We start from the raw sequence: 13,443 nt of genomic DNA on the forward strand, positions 1-13,443 counted from the left end.
CAAGCACGCATGCCGGGATGCGGCGTGCCCCTGCACGGAGGTGCACCTTGCAAAACGAGTGGCGGCAGGGGGACTACATCCTCTCGACGGATCGCTCGCGGCTGGACCTGAACGTCATCCACGGCTTCCTCACGCGCTCCTATTGGTCGCCCGGAATTCCCCGCGAGACGGTGGAGCGCGCCATCCAGAACTCCATGCCCTTCGGGCTCTATCTCGGGGTCGCCCAGATAGGCCTGGCGCGAGTGATCACGGACTTCACCAGCTTCGGCTACCTGGCCGACGTGTTCATTCTGGAGGAGCACCGGGGTCAGGGGCTCTCCAAGTGGATGATGGAGACCCTCTTCTCCCACCCCGAGCTCCAGGGCTTTCGACGCTGGATGCTCGCCACCCGGGACGCGCACGGGCTTTACCGTCAAGTGGGCTTCACCCCGCTGGCCGCGCCCGAGCGCTTCATGGAGAAATGGGACCCGGACATCTACCGGCGCGGCCGGTCCTGACGAGGTGGTGCTTCGTGGACACGCCGCTAGAATCGGCTCGTCACTCGGCTCGCGGAGACTCTCTTGGTGATCCTGCGCAACGTAACAGATGAAGACGTCCCGATCTTCTTCGAGCACCAACGGGACGCAGTCGCGCTGCGCATGGCCGCATTCTCGTCGCGGGAACGCGATGCCTTCCTGACCCACTGGCGCACGAAGGTTCTCCGCCCCGAGAACGTGACCCGCACCATCGTCGTTGGCGGCTTGGTCGCTGGGTACATCGGCAGTTGGGAACAGGACGGCAAGCGCTTCGTCGCCTATTGGATGGGTCGCGAGCAATGGGGCAAGGGCATCGCGACACGGGCGCTCTCGGAGTTCCTCGTGCTCGAGCCGATTCGTCCGCTCCATGCGTGGGTCGCTGTCCACAACGTCGGATCGATCCGCGTCCTCGAGAAGTGTGGCTTCCGCACGGTGGCCCAGGAGAACCAGCAGCACGCGGACGGAGTTGCTGAGGTACTCATGACGCTTGGTCCGAAATAGTATGACCTCCTAGGCGGCCGTCTGCCCGGGCTCTTCTTCCTGGGAGGGCGCCTGGAAGAGCAGGGAGAAGGTGGTGCCCTCGGGGCTGGAATTGTCGATGGAGATGTGGCCCCCGTGCAGGGCCATGATCTTCCGGCACAGCGCGAGCCCCAGGCCACTGCCATGGACCTCGGGCCCCTGGGAGCCCAGACGGTAGAAGTCGCGGAAGACGTTCTCCCACTCGTCCTCGGGAATGCCGATGCCGTTGTCGCTGAAGAGCACCACGCAGCCATGGGGCGGGTGGGGATAGGCGCGGAGGGTGAGCTCCACGGGGTCGCGCCGGTTGTAGGCGCACGCGTTGCGGGCGAGGTTGATGAGCAGCAGCCGCAGCAGCGACGGGTCCACCTCGAGCTCCACGTCGCCCACGTCGGCGGTGAGCCGGACGGGCACGGACGCGTTGCCCACCAGGTCCGAGCGCAACATGGCGACGAGCTCGTCGAGCTTGATGCGCGCGGGCTTGAGGTTCCACCGGCCCTTGTCGATGCGGTTGAAGGACAGGATGTTCTCGACGAGGAAGTGCAGCCCGTCGGCGGCCTGGACGATGCGCTCGGGGTAGTCGCGCATCTCGGGGACCTTGGACAGCTTGCGCTCGAGCGTCTCGGCGAGCAGGCGGATGGAGGCGAGCGGGGTGCGCAGCTCGTGGGAGACGGTGGCGACGAAGTCGCTCTTGAGCTCGATGTAGCGGTAGCGGCCGTGCTGGGCCACCACCGCCATCACCCCGATGGCCACCGCGAGCGCCCCGCAGGTGGCCACCAGCAACGTCTTGAGCCCGTAGCGCTGCTCGATGGCCGTCTCGGCCGCGGTCCACTGGGGGACGGAGACCTCGAGCCGCAGCGACTCCAGGGGCTGCACGGCGTCGTGGGTGCGGAGCCGCACCAGGCCGTCCTTCCCGAAGTGTCCGCGCTCGCGCATGTCGCGGGCGATGTCTTTCAGGAGCGCGTCGAGGTCCACGGCGATGCCGCGCACCACCTCGTCCTGGATGCCGCGCACCACCTCGTCCCTGGGCTCCACGTACCAGCGCTCGCCGATGAGGATGGGGCCGGAGAGGCCCTCGGGCATCACCAGCATGCCGGCGTCGGCCTCGCGGGCCCGCGCCCGCAGGTCGTCGGAGGGCTCGCCGAGCGCGGTGCTCACCCACACGGTGTGCGCGAGCAGGAAGTCGAAGTCGGGCTGGGTGAAGCGCCAGCGCTCCCGCAGGAGGTCGCGCTGAAGGCCCGCGGAGCGCTCGATGCCGCCGAAGTCCTCGGGGAGCCCGTCGCGCAGGAGCGCACGGACGAGGGGCGGCGTGGCCTCGCCGCCCTGGAGCCGCTCCAGGAGGAGGACGACGAAGGGCAACTCCTGCTCCGGCGGGAGGGGGTGCTCGGCGTGGTAGCGCAGCAGGTCCTCGGCGAGCGCGTTGGCGCGGGCGGACCTGCCCGCGGCGATCGCGGCCTCCACCGCGCGCAGCCGGCTCAGGCGCTCCACCCAGGGCTCGGCGGGGGAGCCCTCGGAAAGGGCGCGGAGGAGCTCGCGGTACTGGCGCCGCGCGGGGGTGCGCGAGCCGGGGGCGGAGCGGGTGATGCGGGGGAGGAACTGGATGCCGCGGAACTGGAGGAAGAAGCCCTCGCCGGGGGCGAGCGGATCTCCCATGGCGGCGTGGATGGGGACGAGGCTGGCCTCCAGTTGCTTGCTGAGCGTGTGCTTCAGGGACTGGGTGGCGTACTCCTCGAGGGCGTCGCGGCTGGAGCGCAGCTGGGCGTGAGCGTCCTCGCGCTCCTGGGCGAAGATGCGCTGAAGGCTCACCAGCCCCCAGGAGAGGGCGAGGAGTCCGCAACCGAGGGCGAGGAGGGTGGGGAGGAGCCGGCGCAGCATGGGGGCCCGAGGGCCGGCGGCATTATACGTGCGCATGCGCGAGGGGTCAGTGTTCTCGCGGGGGCGCGGGCGCTCGGTGGGCTGGCCGCCGCACGGGAGGGAGGGGCTCGCCAGCAGGGGCGGGGATGCGAAGGATGTGGGGTGACTTCCGAGGTCAACCCGTCCCATGCCATCTCTCCCGTTGTTTCCCGAGACCCCGTCCACCCCGGCGACACCGCGCGCGAAGGCCCTGGTGGTGCACGAGCGCCTGTGCGCCGTGTATGGCTGTCCCATCCCGTACTTCCGGACGCAGGATCCGCTGAGCCAGCTCGTCTCGGCGCTGCTGAGCCACCGCACGCGCAACGCCTCGAGTGGCGCGGCCTTTCGCCAGCTCCGGGCGCGCTTTCCCACCTGGACGGAGGTGCGGGATGCCCCGTGCGAGCAGGTCCAGGAGGCCATCTCGGCCGTGACCTGGCCGGAGCAGAAGGCGCCGCGCATCCAGCAGGTGCTCCGGCGCATCACGGAGCTCCGAGCGGGTGAGCTGTCCCTGGACTTCCTCGGGGAGCTGTCCGTGCGCGAGGCGCGGGACTGGCTGGAGCACCTGCCCGGGGTGGGGCCGAAGTCGAGCGCCGCGACACTCCTGTTCAGCCGCCTGCGGATGCCCGCGCTGCCGGTGGACAGCCACCACCACCGGGTGGCGGTGCGTCTGGGATTGATTCCCGAGAGCACCCGCGTGGGACCCGCGCACCGGCTGCTGGAGGCGCAGTTGCCGCCGGACTGGGACGCACAGCGCGTCTATGACAACCACGAGGCGCTGATGCTGCACGGGCAGCGGTGTTGCTTCTTCCGGGAGCCCGCGTGCCAGCGGTGCGCCGTGCTCGACCTGTGCCCCACGGGCCAGGCCCGGCTCGCCGTACTGGATTGAGGGGGCCGTGGTGGTTCTGGCGCAAGGGAAGGGCGCCATCTATCTTGCGCCTCCCTCCTCCTCGACGGCCGCATGGGACACGTCCACATCATCCGAGACTTCGCCTCTCCCCAGGAGGGGCGCACCCGCACCGTGCGCATCTACACGCCGGATGCCTACGACTCCGCCGCCCCCGGGCATCGCTTCCCCGTGCTGTACATGCATGACGGGCAGAACGTCTTCGCCCACCCCGAGTCGGCCGTCTTCGACACCTGGTGCGCCAACCTCGCCCTGGAGCGGCTGGTGGCCGAGGGCCGCGTGGAGCCCTGGCTCATCGTCGCCGTGGACTCCACGCACGAGCGGCTCGCCGAGTACTCGCCCTGGGACGAGCCGCGCAGCAACATCCCCGCCCGGGCCGCGCCCTACGTCCGCTTCCTCGTCGAGACGCTCAAGCCCTACATCGAGCGCAACTACCGCACGCGCCCGGGCGCCGAGTGGACGGGGGTGATGGGCTCGTCGCTCGGCGGGCTCATGTCGCTGTTCATGGGGTGGAAGCATCCCGAGCTGTTCGGCCGCATCGGGGCGCTGTCGCCCTCGGTGATGTGGAGCTGGAACCGGCTCTCCTCCGAGTGGTCGGCCCACACCCGGAAGTGGTCGCGCATCTACCTGGACGCGGGCGCCGACGAGGCGGTGGACCCCGTGGGCTACCTCATGCGCTACGGCGAGGCCACGCGCGACTTCCACCAGCACCTCCAGCGCCTCGGGTACGCGGACCACGAGCTGCGGTTGGTGCTCGAGCCCGGGGGCCAGCACCACGAGACGGACTGGCAGCGCCGGCTTCCGGCGGCGATGAGCTGGTTGCTCGGCTGAGGCCGGGGGCCGTTCCGCTCAGGCGAGTGCCTGGATGAAGCGCACCGCCTCCCGCATGGCGGTGAGGTCCGGGTGCCGCAGGAGGTACATCTCCTCGCCCAGCGCGCCGTGGTACACAGCCGGCATCTGGCTGTGCAGGAGCAGTGAGTCGCCCAGCTTCTTCACCACCTCCGGGTGGCCGTGGCGGTACGTGCGGCCGGTGCGCCGGGCCGCGTGGCACACGTGGTAGCGCGGGGCATAGGTGAAGCCGCGCAGGTCCTCCCCGGCGAGCACGCGGGCCCACAGACGGTACACGTCGATGTCGCACGCGTAGTTCATCATGTCCGTGAGGAAGGCCCCGGGCGGGCGCAGGTTGGCCTCCAGCGCGACGAAGCCGCCGTCGTCCAGGCGGAAGAACTCCAGGTGGAACCAGCGCTCGCGCAGGCCGAGCGCGGCCACCGCCTTGCGTCCCAGCGCATCCAGTCCGGCGGGAATCTCCTTGAGGTTCCAGATGGACAGGTCGAGCTTCTCCAGCACCGACTCCATGATGCCGTCGCTGTACTCGTGGCTGAAGACGCTGACGATGTGGCCGTTGCGATCCACCAGCCCGTCGTAGGTGAGGATGGCGCCGCGTACGTAGGCCTGCGCCATCATCGAGTCGGGCAGGGACTCGGCGAAGGCGGCGTCCACCTCGGCATCGCTGGACACCTTGAAGGTGCGCGCGGCGCCCACGCCCACCGAGGGCTTGAGCACCAGCGGGTAGCCCACGTCCCGGGCGAAGGCCTTCACCCGTGTGGCGTCCCGGGCGGGGATGGCATCGGGGTGGGGGACTCCGGCCTTCTTGAAGAGATCATGCTGGCCCAGCTTGGAGCGCAGGAGCTCGATTTCGGCGGGCTGAAGGCCGGGGACGTGGAAGTCCTCGCGCAGGCGGGCCTCCACCTCGAGCCACGTCTCGTTGAGCGAGTCGATGCGATCGACGCGGCCGTGGCGCCAGGTGAAGTAGCCGGTGGCGCGCAGCAGCGCGTCGTAGTCGTTGAGGTTGGGGGTGAAGAAGTACTCGGTGAGGGACTCGCGCAGCTCCCGGCGCAGGCCGTCGTAGGGGGCGTCACCGATGCCCAGCACGTTGATGCCGCGCTCGCGCAGGGCGGAGACGAAGTGGAAGAACTGGGGCGGGAAGTGGGGGGAGATGAAGACGACGTTCATGGGGCGCCCCTCCGGCGGGAATGGCGCCCATGACACAGGGAGATGACGCGAGGCGTCAAGGGGTGGCCGCGGCGAGTGGGCGAAAACCCTCACTGCGCTCTCTCGCGTCTCCGCGGCCAGACCGCGCCGGCAGCTCGAGGGTGAAGGTGGCGCCCTGTCCCGGCGCGAGGCCTCCCCGAGATTGCGGTGCAACCCGCCCAGCCGGTGCTCGGCCTGCTCGCGCCATGAAAAGACAACCGGCGCGGCCGCCAGGAAGAGGCAGCCGCGCCGGAGAGTGTGAAGCGGTGGTGCTTGGGCTTACTGACCGGAGCTCACCTTGTAGGTGACGCCGGAGAAGGCGGTGTAGGCCTTGATCATGACGTAGTACGTACCCGACTTCGCACCGTTGATGGTGCAGCCCTCGGTGGCCGTCGAGCCCGCCGAGCGGCAGTCGTAGGTGGTGGTGGTGGGCGCGCTGCCGTAGCGCACGTACAGGTCGGCGTCACCCGTGCCACCGATGGTCTCGAACTTCAGCGCCGTCGCGCCGGCCGGCGTGACCGTGGTGTAGTTCAGGCTGGCGTTGCGGCCAGCCGACAGGTTGCTCGTGGAGGAGAGCACGGTCCAGGTCGGGGGAGCGGCCACGCCCACGGCGGCCCAGGCGGCGTTCACCGAGGCGGCGGCGGTCGCGCCGTAGAGGTCGGTGGCGGCCTGCGCCGTGGCGCCGCGGGCCTCGGAGAAGGTGCTGCCCGGCGTGAGGTACACCGTGTTGGCCCGGTAGAAGATGGCCGCGCCCTTCTCGATGCTCAGGGTGGGGTTGGCGTCGAGCGCGGGCACCACGGTGGTGGTCTTGCCGCGCGGGTGGGTGCCGCCGGAGACCGCCAGGTAGTAGGCCAGGTTGGCGATACCCGAGTTGGTGTGCACGCCACCGTTGTCGGAGGTGCCCGTGTAGCGCGTCGGGTAGTAGTCGTAGTCACCCGCCAGCGCCGGGTCGTTCATGTAGCGGAGCGCGTCGCCCGCGGTGGCCGGGGTCCAGCACTCCTCGCCAATCTTCCAGGTGTTGGCGCTGACCGCACCGTCCCGGTACGCCTCGATGGAGGCGCCGAAGATGTCGGACATGGCCTCGTTGAGGGCGCCCGACTCGTTCGCGTAGACGAGGTCCGAGGACGTGTCGGTGACGGCGTGGGTGAGCTCGTGGCCGATCACGTCGAGGACGATCAGCGGGGACGACTGGACGCCGTCGCCATCGCCGTACACCATCTGCGTGCCGTCCCAGTACGCGTTCACGTAGTTGCGGCTGTAGTGGACGGACGAGGTGAGGGTGCCACCAGTGCCGTTGTAGCTGTCACGGCCGAAGCGGCTGAAGTAGAAGTTGTACGTGATGCCCGCGTTGTCGTGGGCCGCGTTCGCCACCGCGTCGCTCACGGGGGCCTGCGTCTCGGTGCGCACCAGCGAGCCGGGCAGCCTGGTGCCGTTGGCGACCGTATAGGTGTTGCGGTTGCGGCTCGTCTTCAGGTTGTCGAACTGGAAGGCAACCTCGCCCGAGTGCGCGTCGACGAAGACGTTGGGCATGGAGAACGCGCCGTCGGCCGTGCGGGTCGCGAGCTGCACGCGGTACGTCAGGCGGGCGCCCTTGCCGATGCTGTCGGGGAGGATCTGCAGGTCCACCTTGGGCTCGCTGGCCAGCGCGACGGCTCCGCCCACCTGGCTGATGGCGATCTGCGTGGCCTCGTCGGCGCGGAGGCGGGCCGAGGTGTCGACCTTGACGTCGCGGGCCAGGCCGTCGGTGATGGAGGCGACGGTGCCGTTCGCGTCCAGGTGGACGATGGCCTGGGCGCCGAACACGGGGATGCCGTTGATGCTCTGCGTCAGGCGCTCGTGCGACTTGCCGTTCGCGTCGGCCACCGCGCGCTTGAAGGCGAGGTCACCCGCGCCGCGGAGGAAGTCGGGACGCTGAGCCTTGAGCTGGCTCAGGCTGCGACCGGTGGTGGAGGCCAGCTCACTCTCCTGCGCCACAGGGCTCTGTGCGTCGACGTCCGACATGTCGGCGCCGCAGGCGCTGCCGAGGAGAACGAAGGGGAGGATGGAAACGAGACGGCGAATACGCATGGCGATTCCTCCGACAGTTCGACGGGGTGTCGAACGCGTTGGAAAGTTGTCCGCTAAAACGGATGCTTCCGTCAAGGTACAAAATTTCGGGGTTCCAATCTTCTGGGAATAGGCAGGGAAATCTGGGTTTGTGTGGGATACGGGCACACGGAACCGGTTTCCCGCCGCGAGGCCTCCGCGGGGCGCGCTAGAACCCGGGCCCATGAAGGCCTACGAGATTCGAGACGGATTTGGTCTGGACAAGTTGGTGCCCTGCGAGCGCGCGGAGCCGGTGCCGGGCCCGTACCAGGTGCGGGTGCGGGTGAAGGCGACGAGCCTCAACTACCGCGACCTGATGATGGTGGAGGGGCGCTACAACCCGAAGCAGAAGCTGCCGCTGGTGCCCAACTCGGACGGGGCGGGCGTGGTGGACGCGGTGGGCCCGGGCGTCACCCGTGTGAAGGCGGGAGACCGGGTGATGGGCTTGTTCTCGCAGGCATGGCTCGGGGGAGAGCCCTCGCGCGCCGCGCAGACGAGCACGCTGGGAGGAGCGCTCGACGGAGCGCTCGCGGACACGATGGTGCTGCACGAGGACGGCGTGGTGCACACGCCCCCGCACCTGTCGGACGAGGAGGCCGCCACGCTGCCGTGCGCGGCCGTCACCGCGTGGAGCGCGCTGGTGACGCAGGGCGGGCTCAAGGCGGGCGACACCGTGCTGCTGCAGGGCACGGGCGGCGTCTCCATCTTCGCGCTGCAGATCGCCCGGATGATGGGGGCGCGCGTGATTCTCACCTCCAGCCGTGACGACAAACTGGAGCGCGCCCGCGCCCTGGGAGCCCACGAGGGCATCAACTACGTGAAGACGCCGGACTGGGACAAGGCGGCGCGCGCGCTCACCGGAGGCACGGGCGTGGACCACGTGGTGGAGGTGGGCGGCGCCGGCACGCTGGAGAAGTCGCTGAAGGCGGTGCGCGTGGGCGGAACGGTGTCTGTGATTGGCGTGCTCAGCGGTGGCTCGGGGACGGTGCCCGTGACGCCCATCCTCATGGGGAACCTGCGCGTGCAGGGCGTCCTCGTGGGGCACCGCCAGTCCTTCGAGGCCCTCAACCGCGCGCTCACGCTGCACGGCACGCGGCCGGTGGTGGACCGCGTCTTCCCCTTCACCGAGGCCCGCGCCGCGTTCGAGTACCTCAAGAGCGGCGCGCACTTCGGCAAGGTCGTCATCCGGGTGGACTGACGCGGGGCTCCTCCGAAAAACCAGGGGCCGGAAGCCACGCGTGCTCACGTGGTTCCCGGCCCCGGTTCAGCGCCTCGAGAGGCCTACTTCTTCTTCTTCACCGCGGGGGTGGTGCCCGGCACGGGGAAGCCGCGCTTGCGCATCAGCGCGTCGATGCCCGCGTCCTTGCCGCGGAACCCCCGGTAGGCCTCGGCCGGGTCCACCGTGTTGCCCAGCGACAGCAGGTTCTTCATCCGCCCGGCCACCGCCGCGTCATACGCGCCCTTGCCCTCGGTGAAGGCCTCGTAGGCATCCGCGGTGATGGTGTCCGACCACAGGTAGCTGTAGTAGCCCGCCGAGTACCCGTCTCCGGCGAACACGTGGCCGAACTGCGGCGTGCGGTGCCGCATCACGATCTCCTTCGGCATGCCGAGCGCTCCCAGCGTGTCGCGCTCGAAGGCGTCCGGGTCGATCTTCTTGTCGCCCGCCAGGTGCAGCTTCATGTCCACCAGCGCGGCCGACAGGTACTCCACCGTGGAGAAGCCCTCGTTGAAGGTGGCGGCCTTCTTGATCTTCGCCACCAGCTCCGCGGGGATCGGCTTGCCCGTCTGGTAGTGCACCGCGTACGTGTTGAGCACCTCGGGCGTGGAGAGCCAGTGCTCCAGCAGTTGCGAGGGGAACTCCACGTAGTCCCGCGCCACCGACGTGCCCGACAGCGTGGGGTACGCCACGTTCGAGCTCAGCCCGTGCAGCGCGTGGCCGAACTCGTGGAAGAGCGTGGTGGCGTCCGTCCAGCTGATGAGCACCGGCTCGCCCGGCTTGCCCTTCACGAAGTTGGCGTTGTTGGAGACGATGGTGGTGATGTCGCCCTTGAACCGCTCCTGGTTGCGGTAGGCGTTCATCCACGCGCCCGAGCGCTTTCCGGGCCGCGCGTACGGATCGAAGTACCACAGGCCAATGGGCTTGCTGCTCGCCTTGTCCTTCACCTCCCAGACGCGCACGTCCGGGTGGTACACGGGCACGCCGTCCACGGGCGTGAACGAGAGGCCCAACAGCTCGCCGGCCACCCAGAACATGCCCTCGCGCAGCTTCTCCAGCTGCAGGTAGGGCTTCACCTCGTTCTGGTCCAGGTCGTACTTCGCCTTGCGGACCTTCTCCGCGTAGTAGCGGTAGTCCCAGGGCTCGATCTTCAGCTTCGCGCCCTCCTTGTCGGCGACGGCCTGCATGTCGGCGACCTCCTCGCGCACGCGGGCCACGGCCGGCGTCCACACGGCCTCCATGAGCGCCATGGCCCGCTCGGGCGTCTTGGCCATGGTGTTCTCGAGCCGCCAGTGGGCATGCGTCGCGTAGCCCAGCAGCTTCGCGCGCTCGGCGCGCAACTGGAGGATGTCCGTGATGAGCGCGTTGTTGTCGTGGGCGTCCGCGTTGTCCCCGCGGTTGACGTAGTTGCGCCAGACCTTCTCGCGCAAGTCGCGGCGGGCCGAGTACGTCAGGAACGGCTCCATGGACGAGCGCGTGGTGGTGATGGCCCACTTGCCCGGCATCCCGCGCGACTCGGCCGCGGCCGCCGCACCGGCGCGCACGGACTCGGGCAGCCCGGCGAGCTCGTCCTCGGACGAGAGGACGACGGCGTAGTTCTCCTCGTCGGCCAGCACGTTCTGGCTGAAGGAGGTGTAGAGCGAGGCGAGGCGCTGGTTGATGTCGGCCAGGCGCTTCTTGGCCCCCGCGTCCAGCTTCGCGCCCGAGCGCACGAAGTTCGTGTAGTGCACCCAGACGAGCCGCTGCTGCTCCGGCGTCAGCTTCGCCTTCCCGGGCGAGTTGTAGACGGCTTCAATGCGCTGGAAGAGCTTCTCGTTCTGGGTGATTTCGTCGGCGAAGGCGGCGAGCCGGGGCGCCATCTCGCGCTCGACGGTCTGGAACTCGGGCCCGTTCATGGACGAGCTCCAGATGCCGTAGAGCGTGCCCACGTCCCCGAAGGTGCGGCCCGCGTCCTCCAGCGCGGCGATGGTGTTCTCGAAGTCCGGCGCGGCCGGGTTGTTGGCGATCGCGGCGAGCTCCCGGCGGTTCTCCTCGATGGAGGCCTCGAGCGCGGGCTTGAAGTGCTCGACCTTGACCTGGGCGAACGGGGGCAGGCCGCCGTACGGGCCGGACCAACGGGCCAACAGGGGGTTGGCGGCGGGGGCGGGAACGGCGGCGGGGACGGTGGCGGACGGGGCTTCGGTGGCCACGCGGACCTCCTGGGAAGTGGTCGCGCACGAGGCGGACACGAGCGCGGCCACGCCTGCGCCGGTGAAAAGGAGCTTACGCATGCTGTCGGGGTCTCCAGACGGAGAGGGGGTGAGGGGGGCGGAGCCTAGCGGGAACACTCGCCCGGTGGCGCCGCGGCGCACGAGATGAAGTGGCCGGCAACCGCCCGGCTGCCCGCCTGGAGTGTCCTTCGGCCAACAAAACCCGGGAAGGCTTCTTGTTGCATCGCGTCAAAGAGCCTTGACGCCGTTGACGCGACGCGTTACCTCTTCGCACGTCCTGCTTGAGGAGACGAGCGATCATGGCGAAGAACAAGACGGCGAAGAGCGAGGCGGCCACCCAGGAGACCGTGGCCCAGACGACGACCGAGACGGTGAAGGGCGAGACGGTGGTCGAGGCGGTGAAGGCCGAGGCGGCGCCGGTGGCCGAGAAGGCGGCCGAGCCCGTGAAGGCCGAGGCGACGGTGGTGGAGAAGGTGGCCGAGGCGGTGAAGGCCGAGGCGGCCAGGGCGGAGACGGTGGTGGAGACGGTGGTGGAGACGGTGGTGGAGAAGGTGGCCGAGACGGTGAAGGCCGAGGCGGCCAGGGCGGAGACGGTGGTGACGGAGGCGGCCGAGGCGGTGAAGGCCGAGGCGGCCAAGGCGGAGACGGTGGTGACGGAGGCGGCCGGCCAGGTGGCGTCCTTCGTGAAGGGCCGGCTGGAGCAGGCGCAGAAGCAGTTCGGGCAGCTCGAGTCGGAGGCGCAGAAGGCGCTGCAGACGCTGGTGACGCGGAGCCGTGAGTCCGGCCGCGTGGTGCTGCAGCGGCTCAACGTGAACGAGCTGCGCGAGCAGCCGGCGGTGAAGGAGCTGGAGAAGAAGGCGACGTGGGTGGGTGGCGAGGTGCGTCAGCGCATCACCGGCCTGCAGAACCGCATGGTGCAGGTGGTGGGCGGCGTGGCGCGTCAGGAGCAGGTGCAGGCCATCAACCGCGAGCTGGACAGGCTCACGCGCAAGCTCGACTCGCTCGTGTCCAACAAGAAGCCGGAGCAGCAGCCGCAGCAGCAGGAGACGCCGAAGGCGTAGTGCCCGCGGTTCCACACCCTCCGACGCGGCGACGACGCCCGGGGCCCCATGGCTCCGGGCGTTCGTGTTTCCGCGCCTCACCGCCGTGCGATGAGGGTTGCGGACGCGGCGCGAGTCATTATTTTGACTAGCAAGGGCGCGTGGTTTGGCCTTAAAATGTTTGTGTTCATTGGGTGTGAGGCATTCCGCCCCATGAGCCGCGCCCGCCTTTTGTTTCGAGGCATTCCGCCCCACTCACGGCGTATGGAATTGGGTTTCGAGGCATTGTGCCCCGCTGCCCGCGTCTCCCTTGGGCGTGTGATGCAATCCGCCTCGAATTCCTTGCATCCGGGTGGGCCCCGTCCCTGTTTGTGAGCGAATCGCTTACACGGGATTTCGCACGAGATGCCAGGATTTGGGTTGTGCCGGGGATTAATAATCTGTTATGACTGTCCTGCTTTTCCTTGGAAGAGCGGGTTCCCCCCGATACTTGGAGTTCCATGATGCGTATCCGTTATGCGGTCGTTGGAGCTGTGGCCGCCGTGTCGATGTTTGGCACGGCTTGCGGTACTCCCGAGACCACCGAGACCGACTCGGCGGCCGTCGACGTGCAGCAGAGCGGTGACGCCCTGCAGCAGGCGAAGGCCGTGATGGGCCTCGGCGCTGATCACAACCTGGTTGCCCGTTCCACCCTCCGGGACGAGCTGAACCAGACGCACGTCCGCTATGAGCACACCTTCCGCGGTGTCCGGGTGTTCGAGGGCGATACCATCGTCCACACCAATGGCACCTCGACCACGGTGAGCGGTCTGGCCCACCGTGACATCGCGCTCAACACCATCCCGAAGATGGCCGCGGCGGACGCCCGCGCCGTCGCCCACGCGGCGCTCAAGCCCCAGGGCGGCTACGCCTGGGAGCCGACCACCGAGCTGGTGATCGTCCCCAACATCGAGCAGCAGCTGATCGCCAACCCGATGCGCGGCCCCAACGGTGAGCGCACGGCCACGGACTTCCAGCCGGTCGTGAAGGGCTA

Annotated in this window: 11 protein-coding genes; 7 read left to right on the forward strand and 4 right to left on the reverse strand. The window is 69.1% G+C overall.

The features are described from left to right. Positions 1-47: 47 nt before the first annotated feature. Together ACJ8AN_RS25150 and ACJ8AN_RS25155 are read left to right on the forward strand one after the other, a co-directional pair. Complete coding sequence (locus ACJ8AN_RS25150) at positions 48-497, forward strand: GNAT family N-acetyltransferase (RefSeq protein ID WP_407757995.1); 450 nt, start codon at positions 48-50, stop codon at positions 495-497. Positions 498-563: 66 nt separating this feature from the next. Then, the gene (locus ACJ8AN_RS25155; RefSeq protein WP_407758006.1) at positions 564-1,016 is read left to right on the forward strand and encodes a GNAT family N-acetyltransferase; all 453 of its coding nucleotides are present in this window, start codon (positions 564-566) and stop codon (positions 1,014-1,016) included. 9 nt (positions 1,017-1,025) lie between these two features. On the opposite strand, the gene ACJ8AN_RS25160 is transcribed toward ACJ8AN_RS25155, so the two are convergent. Beyond that, positions 1,026-2,906 carry a sensor histidine kinase gene (locus ACJ8AN_RS25160; RefSeq protein WP_407758007.1) on the reverse strand — a complete coding sequence of 627 codons (1,881 nt, stop codon included), beginning with the start codon at positions 2,904-2,906 and terminating at the stop codon, positions 1,026-1,028. 166 nt (positions 2,907-3,072) lie between these two features. Here ACJ8AN_RS25160 and nth point away from each other — a divergent pair, with 166 nt between their 5' ends. Both nth and ACJ8AN_RS25170 read left to right on the forward strand, forming a co-directional pair. After that, complete coding sequence (gene nth, locus ACJ8AN_RS25165; RefSeq protein WP_407757996.1) at positions 3,073-3,810, forward strand: endonuclease III domain-containing protein; 738 nt, start codon at positions 3,073-3,075, stop codon at positions 3,808-3,810. A 72-nt stretch (positions 3,811-3,882) separates the two neighbouring features. Next, positions 3,883-4,659 carry an alpha/beta hydrolase gene (locus ACJ8AN_RS25170; protein ID WP_407757997.1) on the forward strand — a complete coding sequence of 259 codons (777 nt, stop codon included), beginning with the start codon at positions 3,883-3,885 and terminating at the stop codon, positions 4,657-4,659. Between the two features lie 18 nt (positions 4,660-4,677). On the opposite strand, the gene ACJ8AN_RS25175 is transcribed toward ACJ8AN_RS25170, so the two are convergent. Then, positions 4,678-5,841 carry an acetyl-CoA carboxylase biotin carboxylase subunit family protein gene (locus tag ACJ8AN_RS25175; protein WP_407757998.1) on the reverse strand — a complete coding sequence of 388 codons (1,164 nt, stop codon included), beginning with the start codon at positions 5,839-5,841 and terminating at the stop codon, positions 4,678-4,680. A 297-nt stretch (positions 5,842-6,138) separates the two neighbouring features. Continuing rightward, complete coding sequence (locus ACJ8AN_RS25180) at positions 6,139-7,926, reverse strand: M4 family metallopeptidase (protein WP_407757999.1); 1,788 nt, start codon at positions 7,924-7,926, stop codon at positions 6,139-6,141. Between the two features lie 202 nt (positions 7,927-8,128). Between ACJ8AN_RS25180 and ACJ8AN_RS25185 the strand changes: the two genes are divergently transcribed. After that, positions 8,129-9,142, forward strand: a complete 1,014-nt coding sequence (locus ACJ8AN_RS25185) for a zinc-dependent alcohol dehydrogenase family protein (RefSeq protein WP_407758000.1) — start codon at positions 8,129-8,131, stop codon at positions 9,140-9,142. 83 nt (positions 9,143-9,225) lie between these two features. Here the strand turns inward: ACJ8AN_RS25185 and ACJ8AN_RS25190 are convergent, their stop codons facing one another. Beyond that, complete coding sequence (locus ACJ8AN_RS25190) at positions 9,226-11,430, reverse strand: M3 family metallopeptidase (RefSeq protein ID WP_407758001.1); 2,205 nt, start codon at positions 11,428-11,430, stop codon at positions 9,226-9,228. A 239-nt stretch (positions 11,431-11,669) separates the two neighbouring features. Between ACJ8AN_RS25190 and ACJ8AN_RS25195 the strand changes: the two genes are divergently transcribed. Both ACJ8AN_RS25195 and ACJ8AN_RS25200 read left to right on the forward strand, forming a co-directional pair. Continuing rightward, positions 11,670-12,431: a hypothetical protein gene (locus ACJ8AN_RS25195; RefSeq protein WP_407758002.1), complete on the forward strand. Its 762-nt coding sequence runs from the start codon at positions 11,670-11,672 to the stop codon at positions 12,429-12,431. 482 nt (positions 12,432-12,913) lie between these two features. Then, on the forward strand, positions 12,914-13,443 hold a 530-nt coding region (locus tag ACJ8AN_RS25200; protein WP_407758003.1), incomplete at its 3' end, for a hypothetical protein.

Source organism: Archangium sp., from assembly GCF_045802675.1.
In the GTDB taxonomy this organism is placed as follows: domain Bacteria; phylum Myxococcota; class Myxococcia; order Myxococcales; family Myxococcaceae; genus Archangium.